Source organism: Nocardioides sp. Z50_6 (assembly GCF_058215755.1).
Window position 1 is genome coordinate 1 of sequence record NZ_JBZAJB010000006.1, and the last position, 23,263, is coordinate 23,263.

A 23,263-nucleotide genomic window follows, 5' to 3' on the forward strand; every position below is an offset into this window, starting at 1 on the left:
GCGTTGCACGCATCTCGCCACTCCATTCATGAGGTGTTCGGACGTCCGGCCCACTCCGGCTCGTCAACTACTACGTACTGTAGTAGTTATCTACTACGCTCGTTACCAGATACGCCGAACGGGGGACGAGACCCCGCTCACACTCCCAGCGGCGGCACGGCGGCCAATCAGTGGCCAATCAGCGGCCAATCAGCGCCACTTGAGGGTGGGCAGCACCGAGGCCACCACCCGACGTCGCTCCTTCTCCGGCACCTTGTGGCGGAAGTCGATGCTGAGCATCACCGTCTTGCCCTCCCGGTTGGTGCCGTAGACGTCCGTCCACTCGCCGCGCCGCTGGCCGGAGAGGCGGTAGAACTCCACCCCGTCCAGCTCGACGTTCTCCCTGCGACGCACCTGGTGGGGCTCGGGGATCAGCCCCAGGTCGAGCTCCGCCAGCTCGTCCAGCGACATGGGCTCCCTCCCGAGCTCCACCAGGACGTCGTCGGCGACCGTCAGGCCGATGAATCCGTCCAGCTCGGGGTGCGTCGCGCCGGTCTGCTCACTGAACTGGTCGTCGTCCAGCACCCACCCGCGAGGGGCGCGCACCTCGAGGACGTCGAACTCCATCAGGTCTCCGGAGGCAAGAGGAACGCTCGGCTCCTCCTCCTGGCTCGGAGTCTCCTCGGGAGCCTCCGTCCCGACCGCCGGCGACGACGGGGCCTCGGGTCCCGGGGAGCCGGGGGACGCCTGCCCGTCCTCGCCGCCGCACGCGGTCAGCACCAGCACCGAGACGCAGGCACACGCCACCAACCCGAGCCTTGAGCGCACTTCCGCCACACCCTCTCCACGACCGCCCGACAAGAGGCCAGACCCTAGCGCGGGCACACCCCAGGCCGGCGTCGGCGCTCGTCCTGCGACACCGGTGGCCGGTAGAGTCCGGTGCCGACCTGTGATCTGGCGCACCCGCCAAGAAACCAGGTTTACGCCTGCGGGGCGAGGGAATAGACGGCGAAGCAGGTCACGAGGGGGAAGGGCGAGAAGAGTGACTCAACAACAGCTGGTGTTCGGTCTCAACCCGATGCTGGCGCCGGTGGGCGCCGCGTACGCACTCATGCAGCGGATGCAGGAGGCGGTCGAGACGGTCGACAGCGCCCTCGAGCTGCTCGAGACCGCAGCGTCGGAGCTGAAGGGCTCGGACATGTCGCGCTTCGACCCCAGCCACTTCGGAGGCTCGTGGGCCGGCGCCAACCTCGGCACCCACGGGCAGAAGGCACAGCAGAACGTGCTCAAGCAGCTCAACCAGCTCTCGACGGGCCTCCGGGAGTACCGCGAAGGCCTGATCGACAGCGGCAAGCTCCTCGGCCAGGCCGAGGACAACGTCACCACCGACGCCTTGGTGCTCAAGAACAAGGTGGACAGCTGTGACGCGCCCAACTTCACCTCCGCCACCGGCCGGGACCTCGACGCTTCCTGCGGCCCGGGTGACGACTGATGACCGGCCCGCAGCGCGCAAACCTGAAACAGGCCGTCGACGGCGCCAAGGAGGAGGTCGTCTGGGACGCCGCCCGGGACTGGCGGAAGAAGGCCCGGGGTCTTGAGGACGTCGCCAAGAAGCTCGCGGCCATGGCGCCCGCGATGGCCGACCTGCCCATGATGAAGACCGGCGAGGCGGTCCGGGCCGCGTTCGAGAAGACCGCCGAGGACATGCTGGCGCGGGCCGACATCCTCCGCGAGGGCCACAAGGCACTCGCCAAGGCCCGCGACGCCCTCGAGCACGCCCGCTCGGTCCACGAGGAGCTCAAGAAGAACCCACCCACTCCTCCCGACGCGTTCGTCCCGGACCCGACCTGGGACGCCGAGACCGCACTCAACAAGGAGATCGCGCACGGCAACGACGTCGACGCGTTCGACAAGGCCTCCCAGGCCCAGGAGGCGGCTGCGGCCAAGGCCCTGCAGCGCCTCAACGAGGACTTCGCGGCGGCCACCGACGTGATGAAGAAGATCCACGGTGAGCCCGACCCGGTCTTCCCGTCGGGCTCGGGAGGCCCCGGCGACCCGAGTCTGCCCGGCGGCGGTCCGCACCCGCCTCTCCCCAATGATCACGGCGGGCCGGGCGGGCAGATCTTCGAGCTGCCCCCGCGCGAGCCGAACCCTCCGGAGGAGGAGACCGAGGAGACCGAGAACGAGCACGAGAACGAGCACGAGAACGAGGAGGAGAACGAGCACGAGGAGGAGAAGGGCCCCAACGAGGAGAAGCCCCGCCCGCCCCACGAGCCGACACCACCACGGCCCCCGATCCCGGAGGTGCCCCCGCGGGGCACCTCGCTCGAGCCAGGCATCGGCGGTCGTGAGGCCGGCCCCGGCGGCGGGCCGGTCGGGACCCCAGGGAGCCTCGGGGCCGGCGTAGCGCCCGGTGCCGGATCGCCTCACGCCGCAGGTGGCGGGGGTGCGATGTCGCCGATCGCCGCGCCCCTCGGCGGGGCACCGGGCTCTGCCGCGGGCGCCGGCGCCCGCGGCGCCGCAGCCGGCCACGTGCGGCCCATCGGGTCCTCCACCCGCACCGCGGGGGGTGCCACGCTCGGGCGCGGCCCGACCGCCGGTGCGGCGGGTTCGACGTCCGCGCGGGCCGGTGCGCCCGGTGCCGCCCGGGGTGGCGCGGCCGGTGGTGGGTCACCGGTCTCCCGCGCCGGTGCCGCCGGAGGAGCCGCCCGGGGGGCAGGTGCCGCCGGAGGAGCCGCCCGTGGGACAGGTACCTCCCGTGGGACAGGCGCCGCCCGTGCCGGGGCCGCCGGAGCCGGATCCCGCAGTGCCGGGGCCGCCGGAGCCGGATCCCGCAGCGCCGGTGCCGCCGGAGCCGGAGCCCGCAGCGCCGGGGCCCCCGGAGCCGGATCCCGCAGCGCCGGGGCCCCCGGAGCCGGAGCCCGCAGTGCCGGGGCCGCCGGAGCCGGAGCCCGCGGCGCAGCAGGGGGCGCCGCCGGCAGCCAGCGCGGCGGCCGGAAGAAGGACGGCCGCGAGCAGGAGCACCTGATGACCGAGCAGGACTGGCTCGACGACGACGGGGTCGCTCCCGGCGTCCTGGAGTAGGCGGACGCCGGCTGAGCCCCACCGGTGGTGCCGACACCCCCGGACCCGCACGGGTCCGGGGGTGTCGGCGTCCTCAGGCCACGACGGTGGTGATGGGCTGGCTGGAGTCCGCAGGGAGGTCGAGCGACGAGGGTGCCCTCCCCCGGCTCACCAGCTCGGCGCCGAGCGCCGCCACCATCGCCCCGTTGTCGGTGCACAGCCCCGGGCGCGGCACCCGGACCCTGATCCCCTTGGCCGTCGCCCGCTCCACGGCCATCGCGCGCAGTCGCGAGTTCGCCGCGACCCCGCCGCCGATGAGGATGTCCTCGATGCCGTGGGTCACGGCCGCATCCAGCGCCTTGCGGGTCAGCACGTCGCAGACGGCCTCCTGGAACGACGCGGCGACGTCCGCCACGTCGACCGTCTCCCCCGCCCGCTGCTTGGCCTCGACCCAGCGGGCAACGGAGGTCTTGAGCCCGGAGAAGGAGAAGTCGTACCGGTGGCGTTCCAGGTCCCGCCGCGCCGTGAGGCCCCGGGGGAAGTCGATGGCCACGCTGTTGCCGCTGGCAGCGGCCCGGTCGATGTGCGGACCCCCGGGGAACGGCAGGCCCAGCAGCCGGGCCACCTTGTCGAAGGCCTCCCCCGCCGCGTCGTCGATGGTGGCGCCGAGCGGGTCGACGCCGGTGGTGACGTCCTCCACCTTGAGCAGGCTGGAGTGCCCACCGGAGACCAGCATCGCCAGGCAGGGCTCCGGCAGCGGGCCGTGCTCGAGCTGGTCGACCGCCACGTGCGCGGCCAGGTGGTTGACGCCGTACAGCGGCTTGCCCAGCCCCAGCGCCAGCGCCTTGGCGGCGGCGACCCCGACCAGGAGCGCCCCCGCCAGCCCGGGCCCGCTCGTCACCGCGACGGCGTCGACGTCGTCGAGCCGGATGCCGGCCCGCTCGCAGGCTCGCTCCAGCGTCGGGACCATCGCCTCGAGGTGGGCACGGCTGGCCACCTCGGGCACCACCCCGCCGAAGCGCGCGTGCTCCTCCACGCTGCTCGCCACCTCGTCGGCGAGCAGGGTGTGGCCCCGCACGATGCCCACCCCTGTCTCGTCGCAGGAGGTCTCGATGCCCAGCACCAGTGGCCCGTCGTTCATGGCTCCATCCTCTCCGATCCCCGCGGCTGCGCCACCTCGGCCGCCTCCCCCAGCGCCCGTTCCAGGACCAGGGCGTCCGCGCCGTCGCGGTAGTAGCGGCGGCGCACGTCGATCCGGGCGAAGCCGTGGCGGCGGTAGAAGGCCACCGCCGGGTCGTTCACCGCGCTGACCTCCAGAAGCATCCGCGACGCCCCGTCCCGGCGGGCCGCCTCGACGGCGACCTCCAGCAGGCGGGTCGCGACCCCGCCGCGCTGCCGGTCCGCCCGGACGCCGATCCGCAGCAGCTCGGCGAAGTCGCCGACCAGCCCGGTCAGCGCGTGGCCGACCACCTCGCCGTCCGGCCCGTGCGCCACCCAGGCCCGACGTCCCGGCGTGTCGACGAGCTCCTGCCAGGCCGCCGCGCCCCAGGCGTCGGCCCCGAAGAGCTCGCCCTCCAGCTCGGCCACCGCCGGCAGGTCGTCGGCCCGGTAGGGCCTGGTCCGGACACCACCGGCACTGTCGGGGGTCTCGCCACCCCGGGTCACGAGACGGGCTTGGGGGCGTGCTGGGCCACCGCGTCGGGGCGGCGGAGATAGAGCGGCTCGGGGTCGAGCAGCTCGGCCCTCTCCTCGGTCACCACCCGGGCCAGCCATCCCGCGCTGGGGCGCGTGGGCCCCACCCGGTGGCCGAACGCCTCGGGATAGAGGTGGGCCCCCTCGCCCACGACCGGAAGGGCGGTGGCCACCTCGGCCGGCTTGGTCACCACCGGCCCCTCGACCCGGGCGCCGTCCTCGTAGGAGGCGAGGTAGACCTCCTTGCGGCGGGCGTCGGTGGCCACCAGGAAGCGCCCCGTCACGGCCCCCGTCTCGACAGCCTCCACGGCTAGGACGTCGAGGGTGCACACGGCGTAGACCGGCACCTCGAGCACGTATCCCAAGGTGCGGGCGGTGACCAGGCCGACGCGCAGGCCGGTGAAGGGACCCGGGCCGGCGCCGACCGCGACCGCGGTGAGGTCCTGGCGCACGGCACCGGCGTCGGCCAGCACCGCCTCGATCAGCGGGGCCAGCTGCTCGCCGTGCTTCATCGGCCGTTCGGAGAGCCGCTCGGCCACCACCTCGGCGCCGTCGTGGAGGGCGACGGTGACCAGCGGGGTGGCGGTGTCGAAGGCGAGCAGCACGGAGCCGAGGCTACCCGCCGGCCGCTCCCGCGCTCAGCCGCGCACCCACCTCAGGCTGACCTGACGGGGGTCGGCCTCGTCCTCGCCGCGCGCGACGTCGTCGGCGAGCGCGCGGGTGATCCGCACCTCCAGCCGCCGCTCGGCCAGCACCTCGGCCAGGCCCTCGCCCCACTCCACCACGGTCACCGCCTCGTCCAGCGACGCGTCGAGGTCCAGGTCGTCGAGCTCCTCCAGCCCGCCGAGCCGGTAGGCGTCGACGTGGACCAGGTCCGGCCCGTGGGTCAGGGACGGGTGGACCCGGGCGATCACGAAGGTCGGGGAGGTGACCCCGCCGCGCACGCCCAGCCCGTCGGCCAGCCCTTGGGTGAAGGTGGTCTTGCCGGCCCCCAGCTCGCCGCTGAGGACGAGCACGTCGCCGGCCTCCAGCAGGCTCCCGACGCGGCGGCCGAGCTCCTGCATCTGCTCCCCGTCGGCGACCCGGTGAGTCCCGGGCAGCTCGGCCTCCAGCTCGACGAACGGCGCCCGGCCGCCGCAGCGGGTGAAGCCTCGCGCCTCCCAGAAGGCCACGGTCTCCGGCAGCTCCGGGCGGGCCAGCACGCAGAGCCGTTGCTGGGCCACGCCCCCGGCTCGTGCCTCGGTCAGCAACGCCCTGGCCACCCCTCGCCCCTGCTCGCCGGGAACGACGCCGAAACGGCGCAGGAAGAGGGTCTCGTCCCGCGGGTCCAGGAGCACGGCGCCCACCGGGCGGCCGTCGAGCCGGGCCAGCACGCCGCGCCGTCGCCGGAGCCGTTCGGCGATGCTCTCCGCCGTCTCCGCGAGCGCCTCGGCCGGCGGGTCGAGGTCCGGACGCGCGGAGAACGCCGCCCGCACCACCTCGTGCACCTCGCGCGCGGCCTCCGGCCCGACCCGCTCGACCGACAGCCCGGAGCCCCCGCCGCTCATGCGTCCCGCTCCTGGGCCGCGAGGGCGGCCCGACCGAAGAGCTGGTCGAGCTCACGGTTGACGTCGTCGTGGCGCTCGAGGATCACCATGTGGCCGGCGCCGACCGCCTCGAACAGGTCGGAGCCATGGATCCGGGAGTGCAGCTTGCGGCTGTGCCCCAGCCGGGTCATCCGGTCCTCGGTCCCGCAGATGATCGAGCACGGCGCCTGGGAGAGCGTCTCGAGGTGCTCGAAGTGGTCCAGCGTGGCGAACGTCGGGTAGAAGTCGGCGACCACCTCGAACGGCGTGCTGTCGATCATCTTGTAGATGAAGTCCACGTAGCTGCGCGGCACGTCGTCGCCGAAGGAGTAGCTGTCGATGACGACCTGCGCCACCCGGTGCCCGGCTGCCCGGAGCCGGTCGACCACCAGGTGCCCGCGGTCCAGGACACGCACCGCACGGCTGACGGCGCGGCCGCCGAGGCCCAGCGGCACCATCGGGAAGAGCACCCGCCCCGGGTCCAGGCCGCCGGCGGTGGTGGCGATCAGCGCGCTGCCCACCACCTTGCCGCGGAACAGCTCGGGGAACTGCTGGGCCATCGAGATGATGCTCATCCCGCCCATCGAGTGGCCCACCAGCACGACCGGTCCCGGGGCGGTGGTCTCCACGACGCGGCGCAGGTCCCGGCCCAGCTGCTCGAGGTTGCAGTTCTCGCCGGCCGAGCGCCCGGACCGGCCGTGGGAGCGCTGGTCGTAGAAGACCGTGCGCACCAGGCCCCGGTAGGCGGCGCGCTGGAAGTGCCAGGCGTCGAGGTTGAGGGTGAAGCCGTGGACGAAGACCACCGTCAGGTCCGGCTCCAGGTGGCTGGCCGGCTCGTCGACCTCCACGTGCAGGTCGACCCCGTCGTCGGCGACCACGCGCAGGCTCGGGGAGCGCAGCTCCCCCAGGGCGACGTCGTCACCCGCACCCGCGCAGGCCATCAGCCGCTGCTGACGGACCACCCGGGCCGCGCCACCGGCCGCTGCCACTCCCAGCGCGCCCGCCGCGACCCCCCACGCTCGCCGGCCGATGCTCACGACGTCTCCTCGCACCCTTCGTCCACGGGGCCACCGACGTGCCGGCGCGACAGGCGCCCGCCCATCCTGGTGACCACCTCGTAGCTGATGGTGCCGATCGCCTCCGCCCACTCCTGGGCGGTCGGCTCGCCGCCGGCGCCCGGGCCCAGCAGCACGAAGGGCTCTCCCGCGGCGGGGGTCTCCCCGTCGAGGTCGACGAGGAACTGGTCCATGCAGATCCGCCCCCGCAACGGGCGGCGCCGGCCGGCCACCCATACCTCGGCGCCCGGGCTGGCCGCCCGCGGCACGCCCTCGGCGTAGCCGAGCGGGACCAGCCCCAGCGTGGTGTCGCGCTCGGCGACCCAGGTGTGCCCGTAGGAGACCCCGGAGCCCGCCGGCACCTCCTTGACCATCGCGAGGTGGCCGCGGACCGTCATCGCCGGCACCAGGCCCAGGTCGGGCAGCCGCCGGGCGGTGTGGCCCGGCGCGGGGTCCAGGCCGTAGACGGCCAGGCCGCACCGCACCAGGTCGTGGCGGGTGCCGGGGTCCAGCAGGGCGGCGGCCGAGTTGGCCAGGTGGCGCACCTCCGGCTCCAGGCCCGCCTGCTTCGCCACGGTCAGGGCCTCGGCGAAGACCGCCTGCTGCGCCGCGTTGGCCGGGTGGTCGGGCTCGTCGCTGGCCACCAGGTGCGACCAGATGCCGGTCACCCGGACCCGGCCGTCGACCTCGAGCGCGCGCGCGGCCGCCACCAGCCCGGGCCACTCGGCGGGGGTGGCGCCACCCCGGTGCAGGCCGGTGTCGATCTTGAGCTGGACCCGCGCGGTGACTCCCACGCGCGCCGCGGCCGCGGCGATCTCCTCCAGCTGGGCCTGGGAGTAGGCGGTGACGTCGACCGCGGCCGCGACGAGGTCGTCGTACTCCTCGCCCGGCACGGCGAGCCAGCACAGCACCGGACCGTCGTCGCCCGCGGCCCGCAGCGCGCGTGCCTCGTCGAGGGTGGCCACCCCCAGCCAGTCGGCCCCCGCCCGGCGGGCGGTGCGGGCGACCTCGATCATCCCGTGCCCGTAGCCGTCGGCCTTGACCACCGCCATGAACGCCGCGGGCGCCACGTGACGCCGCAGCAGGGTCACGTTGTGGCCGATGGCCTCGAGGTCGACGACGATCTCGGCGCGCGCCGGGCTCGTCGGCTCAGTCATGCCCTCTATTCTCCCACCCGCGCACGAGCCGCTCCACCACGCTCGGCACCGCGTGAGCCAGGTCACTGGCGCGCAGGGGTCCCCCGCCCGTGGCGGACTCCGCGGCGGCACCGTGGAGCCAGGCGCCCACCGAGGCGGCGTCGAAGGGGTCCAGACCAGCGGCGAGCAGCGCGCCGATGATCCCGGTGAGCACGTCGCCCGCCCCGGCGGTGGCCAGCCACGGTGTCCCGGTCGCGTTGCTGCGCACCCGCCCGCCCGGCTCGGCGACCAGGGTCCGCCGGCCCTTGAGCAGCACCGGGGTCTGCCAGCGGGAGGCCGCCTCCCGGACGTGCCGCAGCGGGGCGGCCTCCACCTCCTCGCGCCCCACCCCGAGCATCCGCGCCAGCTCCCCGGCGTGCGGGGTGAGGACCAGCCGGCCCCGCAGCGACCCGGGCAGCGCGTCGGGCAGGTGAGCCAGCGCGTCCGCGTCGACGACGGCGGGCACCGAGCCCGCGGCCGCCTCCTCCATGGTCGCGGCGAGGGTGGCAGCCGCCTCGTCGCCTCCCCCGGAGCCGACGCACCAGGCCTGGACCCGCCCGGCCCCGACCACCTCGGGGAACGCCTGCCGGACCCGGTCGGCCACCGGGCCCGGGCCGACGTGGCGCACCATGCCGGCGAGTCCGCAGGAGGCTCCGGCGACGCAGAGCAGGGCGGCCCCGGGATAGGCGGCGGAGCCGGCCCGCACCCCGACCACGCCGCGGGTGTACTTGTGGGCGTGCGGACCGGGCACCGGCAGCAGCGCCGCCACGTCGGCCGTCTCGAGCTCCTCCAGCGCCGGCGCCGGCAGGTCGAGCCCGAGCCCGACCAGCTCGACCGCGCCGCAGGCCGACGCCGCGGGGTCGACGAGGTGGGCCGGCTTGAAGGTCCCGAAGGTGACCGTCAGGGTCGCCCGCACGTGGGCCAGGGGCGTCTCGCCGGTGTCGACGTCGACTCCGGAGGGGACGTCGACGGCCACCGCCGGGACGCCGGCCAGCAGGCGCAGAGCGGCCTCGGCGTCGGGCCGCAGCCCCGGCCGACCGCCGATCCCCACGATCCCGTCGACGACCACGTCGATCCGTTCGCCGCGGGCGACCGGTCCGGCCAGGGCAGCCGGCTCCAGCAGCCGTCCCCCGGCCGCCCGCAGGGCGGCGAGTCCCGCGGGGTGGATCCGCTCGGCCAGCGGGACCGCCCACACCTGCGCACCGCGCCGCGCCAGAGCGGCGCCGGCCCACAGGGCGTCGCCGCCGTTGTCGCCCGGCCCCACCAGCAGCACCAGCCGGCGACCGTAGGCGCCGCCCAGGAACCGGGTCAGCGCGGCCGCCAGCCCCGCCGCCGCCCGGGCCATCAGGGCGCCTTCGGGGAGTGCGGCCAGCCGCGTCGCCTCCGCCGCCCGCACGTCGGCGACCGGGTGGGCGGCGCGCACCTCAGCCCTCCAGCACGACGACGGCGGAGGCGATCCCGGCGTCGTGGGTCAGGGAGACGTGGACCCGGTCCACCCCCAGCTCGGTGGCACGCGCGGCGACCGAGCCGCGCATCTCCAGGCGCGGACGGCCCGTCTCCTCCGAGACGATCTCGGCGTCGTGCCAGGCAAGCCCCGCCGGCGCGCCCAGCGCCTTGGCCAGCGCCTCCTTCGCGGCGAAGCGGGCCGCCAGCGAGGCCGGCGGCCGGGTCGCCTCCGCGGGGGTGAAGAGACGCTCGCGCAGACCGGGGGTGCGCTGCAGCGAGGTCTCGAACCGCGCCACGTCGGCGACGTCGATGCCGACCCCGATCACCCCCACCGCAGCCTCCCTACTCGACCGTGACGGACTTGGCCAGGTTGCGGGGCTGGTCGACGTCATGGCCCATCAGCGTGGCCAGCTGGCAGGCGAAGAGCTGGAGCGGCACCACCGCGACGAGCGGCTGGAGCAGCACCGGGACCCGGGGCAGCCTGATCAGCTCGTCGGCGTACGGCGTGATCGACTCGTCGCCCTCCTCGGCCAGGCAGATCGTCCGGGCCCCGCGCGCCCGGACCTCCTGGATCCCGCTGAGCATCTTGTCGTGCAGCTGGTCACGGCCCCGGGGCGGCACGACGCACAGCACCGGGAGGCCTTCCTCGATGAGGGCGATCGGCCCGTGCTTGAGCTCGCCGGCCGCGAACCCCTCGGCGTGGATGTAGGCCAGCTCCTTGAGCTTCAGCGCCCCCTCCAGCGCCACCGGGTAGCCGGCGTGCCGACCGAGGAAGAGGACGGAGCGGGTGCCCACGTGGTCGGCGGCCAGCGCGTAGACCTGCTCGTGCAGGTCGAGCACGGTCTGGATGTGGGCGGGCATCTCGTCGAGCTGGTCGAGGACCTCGCCGATCTCGTCGCCGTAGCGGGTGCCCTTGACCTGGGCGAGGTAGAGGGCGAGCAGGTAGCAGGCGACCAGCTGGGTCAGGTAGCCCTTGGTGGAGGCCACCCCGATCTCCGGCCCGGCGTGGGTGTAGATGACGCCGTCGGACTCGCGCGGGATGGTCGAGCCGTTGGTGTTGCAGATCGCCAGCACCTTGGAGCGCTGCACCCGGGCGTGCCGGATCGCCTGGAGAGTGTCGGCGGTCTCGCCGGACTGGCTGATCGCCACCACCAGGGTGGAGTGGGTCAGGATCGGGTCGCGGTAGCGGAACTCGCTGGCCAGCTCGACCTCGACCGGGATCCGGGTCCAGTGCTCGATCGCGTACTTGGCCACCATGCCGGCGTAGAAGGACGTGCCGGCCGCGATGATGATGATCTTGTCGATCTCGCGCAGCTCCCCGTCGGAAAGGCGCATCTCGTCGAGCTGGAGCAGGCCGTCGACGTCGCGGCGTCCCAGGAGCGAGTCGGCGACCGCGTGGGGCTGCTCGAAGATCTCCTTGCGCATGAACCAGTCGTGCCCGTCCTTCTCGGCGGCGGTCAGGTCCCAGTCGACGTGGTACTGGACGCCCTGGGCCGGGCTGCCGTCGAAGCCGGAGACCTCCACCCCGTCGCGGGTGATGGTGACCACCTGGTCCTGGCCGAGCTCCAGGGCCTCGCGGGTGTGCTCGATGAAGGCCGCCACGTCGGAGCCGAGGAAGTTCTCCCCCTCGCCCAGGCCCACCACCAGCGGCGAGTTGCGGCGCGCGGCCACCACCCGCTCGGGGTCCTGGCCGTCCAGGGCGACCAGGGTGAAGGCGCCCTCGAGCCGGCGGCAGACCCGCTGCATGGCCACGGTCAGGTCGGCGCCGGCCTCCACCTCGAGCTCGAGCAGGTGGGCCGCGATCTCGGTGTCGGTCTCCGAGAGCATCTCGTGCCCCGCCGCCTCCAGCTCCAGGCGAAGCTGGGCGAAGTTCTCGATGATCCCGTTGTGCACCACCGCCAGCCGGCGTCGCCGGCCCAGGTGGGGGTGGGCGTTGGCGTCGTTGGGCGCGCCGTGCGTGGCCCAGCGGGTGTGCCCGATGCCGGTGGTCGACGCCGGCAGCGGCGTCTCCTGGAGAACCTTCTCGAGGTTGGCCAGCTTGCCGGCGCGCTTGTCCGAGGCGACGTTGCCGTCGTGGGCCACCGCGACCCCGGCGGAGTCGTAGCCCCGGTACTCGAGGCGTCGGAGGCCCTCGAGGACGACGTCCTGAGCCTGCTTGGTCCCGACGTAACCCACGATTCCGCACATGGGCCGTGAGTCTAGTGCCGCGACCCTTTGCAACAATGACGCGCATGTCACTTGCCGGCGACGAGTCCTCGCCGTACGTCGAGCTCGACCGGGCTGCCTGGGCCTCCCTTGCACCCCCCACCGACAACCCCCTCTCGCCGGCCGAGATCGACCGGCTGCGCGGCCTCGGCGACTCCCTGGATCTCGGGGAGGTCGAGCAGGTCTACCTGCCGCTCTCCCGCCTGCTCTCGATGTACGTCGAGAGCGCGGGCCGCCTGCACCGCAAGCAGGAGGCGTTCCTGCACCGCCGCCACCCCCCGCGCACGCCGTTCGTGATCGGGATCGCCGGCTCGGTGGCGGTGGGCAAGTCGACCACCGCCCGGGTGCTCCAGGAGATGCTGGCCCACTGGCCAGAGCACCCCAACGTGGCGCTGGTGACCACCGACGGGTTCCTGCTGCCCAACGCCGAGCTGGAGCGGCGCGGCCTGCTCCAGCGCAAGGGGTTCCCGGAGTCCTACGACCGCCGGGCGCTGCTGAAGTTCGTGGTCGACATCAAGTCCGGTCGCGACGAGGTCGAGGCGCCGACCTACTCCCACCTCGTCTACGACGTGGTGCCTGAGGAGAGGGTCGTGGTCAAGCGTCCCGACATCGTGATCGTCGAGGGACTCAACGTGCTGCAGCCGGCCCGGGTCCGCGACGACGGCCGCACCGGCCTGGCGGTCAGCGACTTCTTCGACTTCAGCGTCTACGTGGACGCCGCCACCTCCGACATCCGTCGCTGGTACGTCGAGCGGTTCCTGCGGCTGCGCGAGACCGCCTTCCGCGACCCGGGCTCCTACTTCAGCAAGTACGCCGCACTCACCCACGAGGAGGCCGGGGCCGAGGCGCGCCGCATCTGGGACACCATCAACGGCCCCAACCTCCAGCAGAACGTGCTGCCCACCCGCAGCCGGGCCACCCTGGTGCTGCGCAAGGACGTCGACCACTCGGTGCGCTACGTGCGGCTGCGCAAGCTCTGACCCACCGGCCACAGCAGCACCGTGACCACCGGAGGCATCGCCACGGCGAAGGCCACCCCGCCGTCCGTGCGGTGCTGCCGGGTGCGGGCGGTCTCTCGGGCCGGCTCATGCGCCCCACCCTCCCGCCGTCCGTGCGGCGGGCACATCCGCCGCCGTCCTCAGCCCCCGCACCCCGCTCCCTCCGCAGCTCCCTCGCAGCGTTCGGGCGCGGAGCGATCCACCGGACGTCATCAGAGGTGGCTGCCCCCGCGACCAACCGCGATGACGTCCCCCGGCGTGAGCGAGGGTCGGCGTGAGCGGGTCCCCCGCGTGAGCGAGGGTCGGCGTGAGCGAGGGTCAGAGAGCGAGCTGGCGGCGTACGACGTCGGCCAGGCGGTGGGCCACGGCGTCGGCCTCGTCGGCCGAGGGCGCCTCGACCATCACCCGCACCAGCGGCTCGGTGCCCGAGGGGCGGAGCAGGACGCGGCCACGGTCCCCGAGGAGCGCCTCCTCCTCCGCGACGGCGGCCGCCAGGACCGCGTCGTCGTCGGCGCGGGACTTGTCGACGTCGGGCACGTTGACCAGCACCTGCGGCAGCCGCACCATCACCGCGGCGAGGTTGGCCAGGGAGCGCCCGGTGCTGGCCATCCGCTCCATCACGTGCAACGCGGTGAGGATGCCGTCGCCGGTGGTCGCGTAGTCGCTGAGGATCACGTGGCCGGACTGCTCGCCGCCGAGGGTGTAGCCGGAGACCTTCATCGCCTCCAGCACGTAGCGGTCGCCGACCTTGGTCTGGCGCACCCCGACCCCGTTCTCGCGCATCGCCTGGACGAAGCCGAGGTTGCTCATCACGGTCGCGACCACCGTGTCACGGGCCAGCAGGCCGCGCTCGCGCATCGACAGGGCCAGGATCGCCAGCAGCTGGTCGCCGTCGACGACGTTGCCCTCGTGGTCGACGGCCAGGCAGCGGTCGGAGTCGCCGTCGAGGGCGAACCCGGCGTCGGCCCCGTGCTCGACCACGGCGGCCTGCAGCGACTCCAGGTGGGTCGAGCCGCACCGGTCGTTGATGTTGGTGCCGTCGGGGTCGGCGTGGATCGCGATCACCGTCGCGCCGGCCGCCTCCAGCGCGCGGGGACCTGCGGCGGACGCCGCGCCCTCGGCGCAGTCCAGGACGACGGTGAGCCCGTCGAGCCGGGTCTCCAGGGTGCCCACCAGGTGGTGGGCGTACTCCTCGACGGCGGTCTCGTGGACCCGCACCCGGCCGACGCCGGCGCCGGTGGGGCGGGTCCAGGACTCGCCCATCCGCTGCTCGATGGCCATCTCGATGGCGTCGTCGAGCTTGTGGCCGCCACGGGCCAGGAACTTGATGCCGTTGTCGGGCATGGGGTTGTGGGAGGCCGACAGCATGACGCCGAGGTCCGCCCCGAGGGCCGAGGTGAGGTAGGCGACGCCCGGGGTCGGCAGGACGCCCAGGAGCAGCACGTCGACGCCCGCCGAGGCCAGTCCGGCCACCACGGCGGCCTCGAGGAACTGACCCGAGATCCGGGTGTCACGGCCCACCACGGCCAGCGGCCGGGCCGCGTCGTCGCCCTCGAACTGCTTGAGCTCGACGAGGACGTGCGCCGCGGACACCGAGAGGTCCAGGGCCAGCTCAGCGGTCAGTTGACCGTTGGCCAGGCCCCGGACCCCGTCGGTGCCGAAGAGTCGCTTCGAACCAGACTCCACAGGCAGGATCAGCGCTTGCTGAACTGCGGTGCCTTGCGGGCCTTCTTGAGACCGGCCTTCTTGCGCTCGATGACGCGGGCGTCGCGGGTCAGCAGGCCGGCCTTCTTGAGCGACGGGCGGTTGGTCTCCACGTCGATCTCGTTGAGGCAGCGGGCCACACCCAGCCGCAGCGCGCCGGCCTGGCCGGTGATGCCGCCGCCGTGGATCCGGGCGATGACGTCGAAGCGGCCCTCGAGCTGCAGGTTGGTGAAGGGCTCGTTGACAACCTGCTGGTGCAGCTTGTTGGGGAAGTAGGAGTCCAGGGTGCGGCCGTTGACGGTCCACTCCCCCGTGCCGGGCACGATGCGGACGCGGGCCACGGCCTCCTTGCGCCGGCCGGTGGCCTGCGCGGGGGCGATGGTCGCGGGACGCAGCGGCGCGTCGGCCGAGGGGGCCGACTCGGAGCTGTAGGCGACGCCCTGCTCGTTGGTCTCGAAGGTCTCCTCGACCTCGGTCGGGTTGTTCTCGGTGGTCTCAGCCACGGTAGTTCCTCACTCGTCCTTGGAGAATTACTGGGAGACCTGGGAGATCTCGTACGGCTTGGCCTGCTGGGCCACGTGCGGGTGGTCGGGACCCGCGTAGACCTTCAGCTTCTTCAGGATCTGGCGGCCGAGCCGGTTCTTGGGGAGCATGCCCCAGACCGCGTTCTCGATCGCCTTGCGGGCGTCCTTCTCCAGCAGCTCGCCGAACGGCGTGGCGGAGAGACCGCCCGGGTAGCCGGAGTGGCGGTAGGCCATCTTGGTGACCTTCTTGTTGCCGGACAGGGCCACCTTGCTCGCGTTGACGATGATGACGAAGTCACCCATGTCCATGTGCGGTGCGAAGGTGGGCTTGTGCTTGCCCCGCAGGAGGTTGGCGGTCTGGACGGCGAGGCGTCCCAGGACCACGTCAGTGGCATCGATGACGAGCCACTCGCGCTGGATGTCAGCGGGCTTCGGGCTGTACGTACGCACGGCGAGAACCTTCTCGTTCGTAGGTCCGACCAGGAGGCGTCCTGGGCGGTGGTGGAGCCGCGGCTTCTGACGAACACTGCCCGGCTTGCCACCAGGTGGTGCACGGTGGGCTGTCCGGGTCTGCACCAGGACCAGTCGGGACGGTCCGGGCGCGGCAGGAGTCGCGACGAGCGAGTCTACGCAGGGTCGGGACCGGCGGCAAAATCCGCTCGGCCCTCCGAACAGCGGACCCCGGCTTAACGGGGTGCGGACCTGAGGACTAGGTTGGACAGGACCTACGACGTGAACAATACGTGCTAAGGAGCCGACGTGACCGACGCACCGGCCACCGATGCCCCGGCCACCGCCGGCGCATCCAACGAGTCCCTCACCGTGCGCGACAACCGCACCGGTGCGGAGTACGACCTCGCGATCACCGACAACACCATCCGCGCCGCGGACCTGGGCCAGATCCGCCTCGGCGACGACCAGCCCGGGCTGGCGACCTACGACCCCGGCTTCGTCAACACCGCCTCGTGCCGCAGCGCGGTGACCTTCATCGACGGCGACAAGGGGATCCTGGAGTACCGCGGGTACCCCATCGAGCAGCTGGCCGAGAAGTCCAGCTTCCTCGAGGTGGCCTACCTCCTCATCCACGGTGAGCTGCCGACCCAGGAGCAGCACGAGAACTGGGTCCACGAGATCACCTACCACACGTTCGTGCACGAGAACGTGAAGTCGTTCATGGAGGGCTTCCGCTACGACGCCCACCCCATGGGGATGCTGATGGCCTCCGTGGGCGCGCTCTCCACCTTCTACCCCGACGCGCGCAACATCGCCGACGGCGACAACCGGCACATGCAGATCGTCCGGATGATCGCCAAGATGCCGACGCTGGGCGCCTGGTCGTTCCGCCACGCGCAGGGCAAGCCGTTCGTCTACCCCGACAACGAGCTGAGCTACACCGAGAACTTCCTCTCGATGCTGTTCAAGATGAGCGAGAAGAGCTTCCACGCCGACGAGCGCCTGGTGAAGGCGCTCGACACGCTGTTCATCCTGCACGCCGACCACGAGCAGAACGCCTCGACCAACGCGGTCCGCTCCGTCGGCTCCACGCAGGTCGACCCCTACTCCGCCGTCGCGGCCGGCGTGGGCGCCCTCTTCGGGCCGCTGCACGGCGGCGCCAACGAGGCGGTGCTGCGGATGCTGCGCCGGATCGGCAAGAAGGAGAACATCGCGGACTTCATCGCCGGGGTGAAGAACGGCGACGAGAAGCTGATGGGCTTCGGTCACCGGGTCTACAAGAACTACGACCCGCGCGCCAAGATCATCAAGAAGTCCGCCGAGGACGTCTTCGAGGTCACGGGCACCAACCCGCTCCTCGACATCGCGCTGGAGCTGGAGAAGATCGCGCTGGAGGACGAGTACTTCGTCAAGCGCAAGCTCTACCCCAACGTGGACTTCTACTCCGGCCTGATCTACGAGGCGTTCCAGTTCCCGCCGGAGATGTTCACCGTGCTCTTCGCGATCGGTCGCACCCCCGGCTGGCTCGCGCAGTGGCTCGAGCTGGTGCAGGACAAGGAGCAGAAGATCGCCCGGCCCAAGCAGATCTACACCGGCGACCGGGGCCTGACCTACGCCCCGCCGTCGGAGCGCTGGGCCTGACCCGAGAGCGACACCGCCAGCACCGCTGAGACCGGGCTGGGCGCGACGGTGACCCGAGAGGGTCACATCGTCCGCTCAGCCCGGTCTCAGCCGCTTTTAGGGGTTGCGGGGCACAGTTGACCTCATGAGTGAGACACCGCCCCCCAGCTTCTACGGCAGCGGGCCGGACCCCGACCGGGAGCCCCGGACCGAGCAGCAGCCGACCCAGTCCCCCTACGGCGCCCACGACACCCGGCCCATCCCCCCGCAGCCCGTGGCCCAGCCCCGTGACTCCCGCCGCGGCAACGGCGGCCTCGTCGCGGGTCTGCTGGCCGGCTCGCTGCTGGTCGGTGGCCTCGCCGGAGTGGCGGGTGCCGCCATCCACGAGGAGTGGCTCTCCGACGACACCCCGGCCGCGACCCCCAGCAGCGACCAGGACTCCGACGCCGTGATCGACCAGGGCACCCCCGAGGCCGGCAGCGGCAGCGTCGAGGCGGTGGCCGGCAAGGTGCTGCCCTCGGTGGTGCGCATCGACGTCGCCGGCTCCGAGGGGCAGGGCTCGGGCAGCGGCATCGTGCTGACCGAGGACGGCCAGATCCTGACCAACGAGCACGTCATCTCCGGCGCCCTCGACGGGGGACGCATCACCGTCACCTTCGACGACGGCACCCGCGCGGAGGCCGAGGTGCTCGGTGCCGACAAGCTCACCGACACCGCGCTGATCCAGGCCGAAGACGTCTCCGGCCTCGTCCCGGCCTCGATCGGCAACTCCTCCGACCTGCGGGTGGGCCAGCAGGTGGTCGCCATCGGTGCGCCCTTCGGCCTCGACGCGACCGTCACCAGCGGCATCGTGAGCGCGCTGGACCGCCCGGTCAACGTCGCCTCCGACGAGCAGGGCAACAGCACCACCTACCCGGCCATCCAGACCGACGCGGCGATCAACCCCGGCAACAGCGGCGGCCCCCTGGTCGACATGAACGGCAACGTCGTCGGCATCAACTCCTCGATCCGCACGGCCTCCTCCGGGCTCGGCGGCCAGGGCGGCTCCATCGGGCTCGGCTTCGCCATCCCGATCGACGAGATCGAGCCGCTCATCGAGCAGATGGCGGCCGGCGAGACCCCCTCCCACGCCCGGATGGGCGTGCAGGTCAGCAACGCCCCCGACGAGGACGCGGACAGCGTCCTGGGCGCCCTGGTCGCCGAGGTCACCCCCCGCTCCAGCGCTGACCAGGCCGGCATCGAGGAGGGTGACGTGATCACCCAGGTGGACGAGGAGAAGATCGACGGCTCCGACGACCTGGTGGCCACGGTCCGCACCTACCGCCCCGGCGACGAGGTCGAGGTGACCCTGGTGCGCGACGGCGAGGAGAAGACGGTCTCCCTCACCCTGGACGACAGCACCGACTGAGGCACACCACGCCGGGTGGCCCGGGCGCGATCGTCAGCGCGTCCGGGCCACCCGCGTCTCGTCCCAGACCGGGCCGTCGGACTCGTAGACCTCGCCCTGCGCCCCGTAGACCAGGAACCGGTCGAAGCCCCGGGCGAACCAGCGGTCGTGGGTGACCGCGAGCACGGTGCCCTCGAACGACGCCAGCCCGGCCTCCAGCGCCTCCGCCGACTGCACGTCGAGGTTGTCGGTGGGCTCGTCGAGCAGCAGCAGGGTCGCCCCCGACAGCTCCAGCAGCAGGATCTGGAACCGCGCCTGCTGGCCGCCGCTGAGCGACTCGAAGCGCTGCTCGGCCGACCCGGTCAGCTCGTAGCGGTCGAGCACCCGGCTGGCCTGCTCCCGGCCCATCCCCCGCCGGCCGGTGCCGTCCGGCCGGGCGTCGCCGCGGTGCAGCACCTCCAGCAGCGTGCGGCCCACCAGCTCGGGGTGGTCGTGGGTCTGCACGAACCAGCCCGGACGGACCCGGGCCCCCAGCCTGGCCCGGCCGGCGTGGGCGACCGGGTCGGGGCGCACGTCCCCGACCGGCAGGTGCTCGACGTCGGGGTCGGTGCCGCCCCCGGCCAGCAGGCGGAGGAAGTGCGACTTGCCGGACCCGTTGCTGCCCAGGACGGCGACCCGCTCGCCGTACCAGACCTCGAGGTCGAAGGGACGCATCAGCCCGGTGAGCTCGAGCTGCTCGCAGACCACGGCCCGCTTCCCGGTGCGGCCGCCCTTGAGTCGCATCACCACCTGCTGCTCGCGCGGCTGCTCGGTGGGCGGCCCCGCCTCCTCGAACCGCCGCAGGCGCGTCTGGGCCGCCTGGTAGCGGCTCGCCATGTCGGAGTTGTAGGCGGCCTTCTGCTTGTACATCAACATCTGCGTGCGCAGCTTGGCGTGCTCCTCGTCCCACCTGCGGCGCAGCTCCTCGAAGCGCAGAAAGCGTTCCTCCCGGGCCTGGTGGTAGCTGCCGAAGCCGCCGGGGTGGGTCCACACCTGGTTGCCCGCGTGCCCGAGCTCGACGGTGACGACTCGGGTCGCGGTGTTGGCCAGCAGCTCGCGGTCGTGGCTGACGTAGAGGATGGTCTTGGGCGAGCTCCGGATCCGCTCCTCCAGCCACGTCTTGCCGGGCACGTCGAGGTAGTTGTCGGGCTCGTCGAGGAGGAGCACCTGGTCCGGCCCGGCCAGCAGGTACTCCAGCACCAGCCGCTTCTGCTCCCCGCCCGAGAGGGTGCTGAGCCGGCGGTGACGGGCCCGGTCGAAGGGCACCCCCAGGGCCTTGACCGTGCAGACGTCCCAGATCACCTCCTGGTCGTAGCCGCCGGCGTCGGCGTAGTCGGACAGGGCGGTGGCGTAGCGCATCTGCGTCGCCTCGTCCTCGACGTCCATCAGGCGCAGCTCACAGGCGTCCACGGCCGCCGCCCCCCGGCGTACCGGCTCCGGGGCGACCGAGAGCAGCAGGTCGGCCACGGTCTCGTCGGCACCGCCGTGACCGACGAACTGCCGCATCACCCCCAGGCCCCCGCTCCGGGTGACCACCCCGGCGTGCGGCGCCAGCTCCCCGGTGACCAGCCGCAGCAGCGTCGTCTTGCCGGCACCGTTGGCACCCACGAGGGCGACCTTGGCGCCGTCGGCCACCCGGAAGGAGACGTCGTCGAGCAGCACCCGCCCGTCGGGCAGCTCGTACCTGATGCCTGCGACGTCGACATGACCCATGCCCCGGATCATCCCCCGCGCACGCGGCTCCGGTCATCTCGGTTCCCCCCCCGACCTTCCTCAGGTGTCCATCAGGGGGGCACCGGAGGCAGAATCGACCGAGATAAGGTGCACTTCTGTCATGACCGTATCGCCGACCTCGATGCGCACCCGGGTGCGACGGACCGCGGTGCGCCTCGCCGGACGGCGCAGCGGTGGCCTCGACATGTCCTCCCTGCGTCGCGTCCCCCAGGCCTGGCGCTACCCCCTCCAGCGCCAGGGGCTCGACCCCGTCCCGGCGCTGGCCGGGGCCCGGGCCAAGGGCCCGGTCACCCGACTGACCCGGCTGCTGGGCACCGACGTGTGGCTGGTGACCGGCCACGAGGCGGCGCGGACCGTGCTGAGCGACGCCGACGCCTTCGGCAACGACGTCCGCTACCTCTTCGGCCGTCAGGGCAGGAGCCCCGCCGAGCAGATCGGCGGGCTCGGGATGACCGACGCCCCCGAGCACACGCGGTTGCGCAGGGTGCTGACCCCCGAGTTCACCCGCCGCCGCCTGGCCCGGCTCGACGAGGCCGTGACCCGGGTGGTCGAGGAGTGCCTCGACGACATGGCGGCCCACGGCCCCGAGGTCGACCTCGTCTCCAGGTTCGGCTTCGCCGTCCCGTTCCGGGTGATCTGCGAGCTGCTGGGGCTGCCCGAGGTCGACCGCGACGAGTTCCAGCGCCGCGGCAGCGCGCGGTTCGACCTCGCGGCGGGCGGGATGGGCTCCTTCGACGCCGCGGCCGGGACCCGGCAGTTCCTCATCGACACCGTCGCCCGGCAGCGCCGCGACCCCTTCCTGCCCGACGGGCTCCTCGCCTCGCTGGTGGCAGAGCACGGGCACGAGCTCGACGACGTCGAGATCGGGGGCCTCGCCGACGGCGTCTTCATCGGGGGCTACGAGACGAGCGCCAGCATGCTCTCGCTGAGCGCCTACGTGCTCTCCCGCGACCCGGTCGCCCACGAGCTCATCCGCACCGGCACGGCCGAGCAGGTCGACGCGGTCGTGGAGGAGCTGCTGCGCTACATCTGCCCGGTCCAGCTGGCCTTCCCCCGGTTCGTCCGTCGGGCCGTCACCGTCGGCGGCGTCGCGATGGCCGAGGGCGACCTAGTGGTGGTCTCGCTCTCCGGGGCCGGGCGGGACCCGGCCCACCGCCCCACCGCGGCCTCCTTCGACCCGCTCGCGCCGCCCGGCGGGCAGCTCGCCTTCGGCCACGGCCTGCACCGCTGCGTGGGCGCCGAGCTGGCGCGGATGGAGCTGCGCACCGGCCTGGTGGCGCTGACCCGGCGCTTCCCCGGCCTGCGGGTCACCGCGCCGACGCAGGAGCTGCGATTCACCGAGCTCTCCATCGTGTACGGCGTCGAGAGCCTCCCGGTGCGACTGGCCTGATTGGGCGCTGTGCCCATGGCCGTGGGTGGGGCGCCCAGCGATGATGGTGGCTCCACACACGAGAGGGGTCGCGATGCGGCTGGAGCTGTCCGCGGAGGATCAGGCGTTCCGGGAGGAGATGGCCGCCGCGTTCGTCCGGGAGGTGCCCGGCGAGATCCGGTCCGCCGTCCTGGAGGGGCACGAGGTGAGCGCGGAGATGATCCGGGTGAGCCAGCGGGCCCTCAACGCCGCCGGGCTCGCCGTGCCGCACTGGCCGCAGGAGTGGGGCGGCCGGGACTGGACCGAGCTGCAGCGCCACCTGTGGCACGAGGAGATGGTCCGGGCGGGCGTCCCGTTACCGCTGCCCTTCAACACCTCGATGATCGGGCCGGTGCTGGCGCAGTTCGCCTCCACCGAGATGAAGGAGCGCTTCCTCCCGGCGACGGCCAACCTCGACATCTGGTGGTCCCAGGGCTTCTCCGAGCCGGACGCCGGCTCCGACCTGGCCGGGCTGCGCACCACCGCGGTCCGCGACGGCGAGGACTGGGTGGTCAACGGCCAGAAGACGTGGACCACGCTGGGCCAGTACGGCGACTGGATCTTCACGCTCGTGCGCACCGACCCGGAGGTGAAGAAGCAGCAGGGCATCTCGATGCTGCTCATCGACATGACCAGCCCCGGGGTGGAGGTCCGCCCGATCGAGCTGATCGACGGCGGCCACGAGGTCAACGAGGTCTGGTTCACCGACGTCCGGGTGCCCGGCGAGAACCTCGTCGGCGAGGTCAACCAGGGCTGGACGATGGCCAAGTTCCTGCTCGGCAACGAGCGGGTCGGCGTGGCGCCGGTGGCGGCGGTCAAGCGGATGCTCGCCCAGGCCAAGGCGCGGGCAGGCCGGCAGCTGGAGGACCCGCTGACCCGCGCCCGGTTCGCCGAGCTGGAGAACCAGCTGCTCGCGCTGGAGCTGACCGCACTGCGGGTGGTGGCCCACTCCGCCGACGGCGCCCCGCACCCGGCCAGCTCGGTGCTCAAGCTCCGCGGGACCGAGCTCCAGCAGGCGGTGAGCGAGCTGATGGTCGACCTCGCCGGCCCGGCCGCGCTGGTCTCCGCCGCGGTCGACGGGACCGACGCCCCCCACTGGGCCGGGCGCGCCGCGCCGGTCTACCTCAACTACCGCAAGGCCTCGATCTACGGCGGGTCCAACGAGATCCAGCGACAGATCATCGCCCGCACGATCCTGGGACTTTAGGGAGCATCC

The 23,263-nt window shown here is 73.1% G+C and carries 21 protein-coding genes; 7 read left to right on the plus strand and 14 right to left on the minus strand.

Annotation, left to right across the window (positions count from 1 at the left end; all coding sequences use genetic code 11):
- Positions 1 to 189: 189 nt before the first annotated feature.
- A complete protein-coding gene (locus AC4BGE_RS14405) occupies positions 190 to 786 on the minus strand; it encodes a hypothetical protein (protein ID WP_490575724.1) in 597 nt (198 codons plus the stop codon).
- Between the two features lie 235 nt (positions 787 to 1,021).
- On the opposite strand from AC4BGE_RS14405, the gene AC4BGE_RS14410 reads away from it, so the two are divergent.
- Together AC4BGE_RS14410 and AC4BGE_RS14415 are read left to right on the plus strand one after the other, a co-directional pair.
- Positions 1,022 to 1,471, plus strand: coding sequence for a hypothetical protein (locus AC4BGE_RS14410; protein WP_490575725.1), 450 nt, complete (start codon positions 1,022 to 1,024; stop codon positions 1,469 to 1,471).
- Entirely contained in the window at positions 1,471 to 3,063 is a 1,593-nt protein-coding gene (locus AC4BGE_RS14415) for a hypothetical protein (protein ID WP_490575726.1), read from the plus strand. Before AC4BGE_RS14410 ends, AC4BGE_RS14415 begins: the two co-directional genes overlap by 1 nt.
- Positions 3,064 to 3,136: 73 nt before the next feature.
- Here the strand turns inward: AC4BGE_RS14415 and tsaD are convergent, their stop codons facing one another.
- Genes tsaD through glmS form a run of 9 tightly spaced genes read right to left on the minus strand, consistent with a single transcriptional unit; the run spans position 3,137 to position 12,162 of the window.
- Positions 3,137 to 4,183, minus strand: a complete 1,047-nt coding sequence (gene tsaD / locus AC4BGE_RS14420) for a tRNA (adenosine(37)-N6)-threonylcarbamoyltransferase complex transferase subunit TsaD (protein ID WP_490569381.1) — start codon at positions 4,181 to 4,183, stop codon at positions 3,137 to 3,139.
- A complete protein-coding gene (locus AC4BGE_RS14425) occupies positions 4,180 to 4,707 on the minus strand; it encodes a GNAT family N-acetyltransferase (protein ID WP_490569382.1) in 528 nt (175 codons plus the stop codon). The genes tsaD and AC4BGE_RS14425 overlap by 4 nt, the downstream gene beginning before the upstream one ends.
- Positions 4,704 to 5,339 (minus strand): tRNA (adenosine(37)-N6)-threonylcarbamoyltransferase complex dimerization subunit type 1 TsaB, encoded by a 636-nt coding sequence (gene tsaB, locus AC4BGE_RS14430; protein WP_490575727.1) that lies wholly within the window; start codon positions 5,337 to 5,339, stop codon positions 4,704 to 4,706. The genes AC4BGE_RS14425 and tsaB overlap by 4 nt, the downstream gene beginning before the upstream one ends.
- Before the next feature lie 33 nt (positions 5,340 to 5,372).
- Positions 5,373 to 6,281, minus strand: coding sequence for a tRNA (adenosine(37)-N6)-threonylcarbamoyltransferase complex ATPase subunit type 1 TsaE (tsaE, locus tag AC4BGE_RS14435; protein ID WP_490575728.1), 909 nt, complete (start codon positions 6,279 to 6,281; stop codon positions 5,373 to 5,375).
- The gene (locus AC4BGE_RS14440; RefSeq protein WP_490575729.1) at positions 6,278 to 7,336 is read right to left on the minus strand and encodes an alpha/beta fold hydrolase; all 1,059 of its coding nucleotides are present in this window, start codon (positions 7,334 to 7,336) and stop codon (positions 6,278 to 6,280) included. The genes tsaE and AC4BGE_RS14440 overlap by 4 nt, the downstream gene beginning before the upstream one ends.
- Positions 7,333 to 8,511: an alanine racemase gene (gene alr, locus AC4BGE_RS14445; protein ID WP_490575730.1), complete on the minus strand. Its 1,179-nt coding sequence runs from the start codon at positions 8,509 to 8,511 to the stop codon at positions 7,333 to 7,335. The genes AC4BGE_RS14440 and alr overlap by 4 nt, the downstream gene beginning before the upstream one ends.
- A complete protein-coding gene (locus AC4BGE_RS14450) occupies positions 8,504 to 9,952 on the minus strand; it encodes an NAD(P)H-hydrate dehydratase (protein WP_490575731.1) in 1,449 nt (482 codons plus the stop codon). The genes alr and AC4BGE_RS14450 overlap by 8 nt, the downstream gene beginning before the upstream one ends.
- A 1-nt stretch (position 9,953) precedes the next feature.
- A complete protein-coding gene (locus tag AC4BGE_RS14455; protein WP_490569388.1) occupies positions 9,954 to 10,307 on the minus strand; it encodes a holo-ACP synthase in 354 nt (117 codons plus the stop codon).
- A 10-nt stretch (positions 10,308 to 10,317) separates the two neighbouring features.
- Positions 10,318 to 12,162: a glutamine--fructose-6-phosphate transaminase (isomerizing) gene (glmS, locus tag AC4BGE_RS14460; RefSeq protein ID WP_490575732.1), complete on the minus strand. Its 1,845-nt coding sequence runs from the start codon at positions 12,160 to 12,162 to the stop codon at positions 10,318 to 10,320.
- A gap of 44 nt (positions 12,163 to 12,206) precedes the next feature.
- Between glmS and coaA the strand changes: the two genes are divergently transcribed.
- A complete protein-coding gene (gene coaA, locus AC4BGE_RS14465; protein WP_490569390.1) occupies positions 12,207 to 13,160 on the plus strand; it encodes a type I pantothenate kinase in 954 nt (317 codons plus the stop codon).
- 336 nt (positions 13,161 to 13,496) lie between these two features.
- Here coaA and glmM read toward each other — a convergent pair whose 3' ends face one another.
- From glmM to rplM, 3 genes are read right to left on the minus strand one after another with little or no spacing between them, the layout of a single operon-like run.
- Positions 13,497 to 14,864: a phosphoglucosamine mutase gene (gene glmM / locus AC4BGE_RS14470; protein WP_490575733.1), complete on the minus strand. Its 1,368-nt coding sequence runs from the start codon at positions 14,862 to 14,864 to the stop codon at positions 13,497 to 13,499.
- Between the two features lie 8 nt (positions 14,865 to 14,872).
- A complete protein-coding gene (gene rpsI / locus AC4BGE_RS14475) occupies positions 14,873 to 15,385 on the minus strand; it encodes a 30S ribosomal protein S9 (RefSeq protein ID WP_490569393.1) in 513 nt (170 codons plus the stop codon).
- A 27-nt stretch (positions 15,386 to 15,412) separates the two neighbouring features.
- On the minus strand, positions 15,413 to 15,856 hold the full coding sequence (rplM, locus tag AC4BGE_RS14480; RefSeq protein WP_490569394.1) for a 50S ribosomal protein L13: 444 nt from the start codon (positions 15,854 to 15,856) through the stop codon (positions 15,413 to 15,415).
- A 309-nt stretch (positions 15,857 to 16,165) separates the two neighbouring features.
- Here rplM and AC4BGE_RS14485 point away from each other — a divergent pair, with 309 nt between their 5' ends.
- Positions 16,166 to 17,500, plus strand: coding sequence for a citrate synthase (locus AC4BGE_RS14485; protein WP_490569395.1), 1,335 nt, complete (start codon positions 16,166 to 16,168; stop codon positions 17,498 to 17,500).
- Between the two features lie 124 nt (positions 17,501 to 17,624).
- Positions 17,625 to 18,887, plus strand: coding sequence for a S1C family serine protease (locus AC4BGE_RS14490; protein WP_490575734.1), 1,263 nt, complete (start codon positions 17,625 to 17,627; stop codon positions 18,885 to 18,887).
- A 33-nt stretch (positions 18,888 to 18,920) separates the two neighbouring features.
- Here the strand turns inward: AC4BGE_RS14490 and AC4BGE_RS14495 are convergent, their stop codons facing one another.
- The gene (locus AC4BGE_RS14495) at positions 18,921 to 20,618 is read right to left on the minus strand and encodes an ABC-F family ATP-binding cassette domain-containing protein (RefSeq protein WP_490575735.1); all 1,698 of its coding nucleotides are present in this window, start codon (positions 20,616 to 20,618) and stop codon (positions 18,921 to 18,923) included.
- A 121-nt stretch (positions 20,619 to 20,739) separates the two neighbouring features.
- Here AC4BGE_RS14495 and AC4BGE_RS14500 point away from each other — a divergent pair, with 121 nt between their 5' ends.
- Together AC4BGE_RS14500 and AC4BGE_RS14505 are read left to right on the plus strand one after the other, a co-directional pair.
- The gene (locus tag AC4BGE_RS14500) at positions 20,740 to 22,029 is read left to right on the plus strand and encodes a cytochrome P450 (protein ID WP_490575736.1); all 1,290 of its coding nucleotides are present in this window, start codon (positions 20,740 to 20,742) and stop codon (positions 22,027 to 22,029) included.
- Between the two features lie 73 nt (positions 22,030 to 22,102).
- The gene (locus tag AC4BGE_RS14505) at positions 22,103 to 23,254 is read left to right on the plus strand and encodes an acyl-CoA dehydrogenase family protein (protein WP_490569399.1); all 1,152 of its coding nucleotides are present in this window, start codon (positions 22,103 to 22,105) and stop codon (positions 23,252 to 23,254) included.
- The last annotated feature ends 9 nt before the right edge of the window (positions 23,255 to 23,263 follow it).

What these genes read in the sequence shown, in the direction of transcription:
- AC4BGE_RS14415 (WP_490575726.1), top strand. Translation starts at nt 1,471, where the DNA reads ATGACCGGCCCGCAGCGCGCAAACCTGAAACAGGCCGTCGACGGCGCC.
- tsaD (WP_490569381.1), bottom strand. Translation starts at nt 4,183, where the DNA reads ATGAACGACGGGCCACTGGTGCTGGGCATCGAGACCTCCTGCGACGAG.
- tsaE (WP_490575728.1), bottom strand. Translation starts at nt 6,281, where the DNA reads ATGAGCGGCGGGGGCTCCGGGCTGTCGGTCGAGCGGGTCGGGCCGGAG.
- alr (WP_490575730.1), bottom strand. Translation starts at nt 8,511, where the DNA reads ATGACTGAGCCGACGAGCCCGGCGCGCGCCGAGATCGTCGTCGACCTC.
- glmS (WP_490575732.1), bottom strand. Translation starts at nt 12,162, where the DNA reads ATGTGCGGAATCGTGGGTTACGTCGGGACCAAGCAGGCTCAGGACGTC.
- coaA (WP_490569390.1), top strand. Translation starts at nt 12,207, where the DNA reads ATGTCACTTGCCGGCGACGAGTCCTCGCCGTACGTCGAGCTCGACCGG.
- AC4BGE_RS14490 (WP_490575734.1), top strand. Translation starts at nt 17,625, where the DNA reads ATGAGTGAGACACCGCCCCCCAGCTTCTACGGCAGCGGGCCGGACCCC.
- AC4BGE_RS14495 (WP_490575735.1), bottom strand. Translation starts at nt 20,618, where the DNA reads ATGGGTCATGTCGACGTCGCAGGCATCAGGTACGAGCTGCCCGACGGG.
- AC4BGE_RS14500 (WP_490575736.1), top strand. Translation starts at nt 20,740, where the DNA reads ATGACCGTATCGCCGACCTCGATGCGCACCCGGGTGCGACGGACCGCG.
- AC4BGE_RS14505 (WP_490569399.1), top strand. Translation starts at nt 22,103, where the DNA reads ATGCGGCTGGAGCTGTCCGCGGAGGATCAGGCGTTCCGGGAGGAGATG.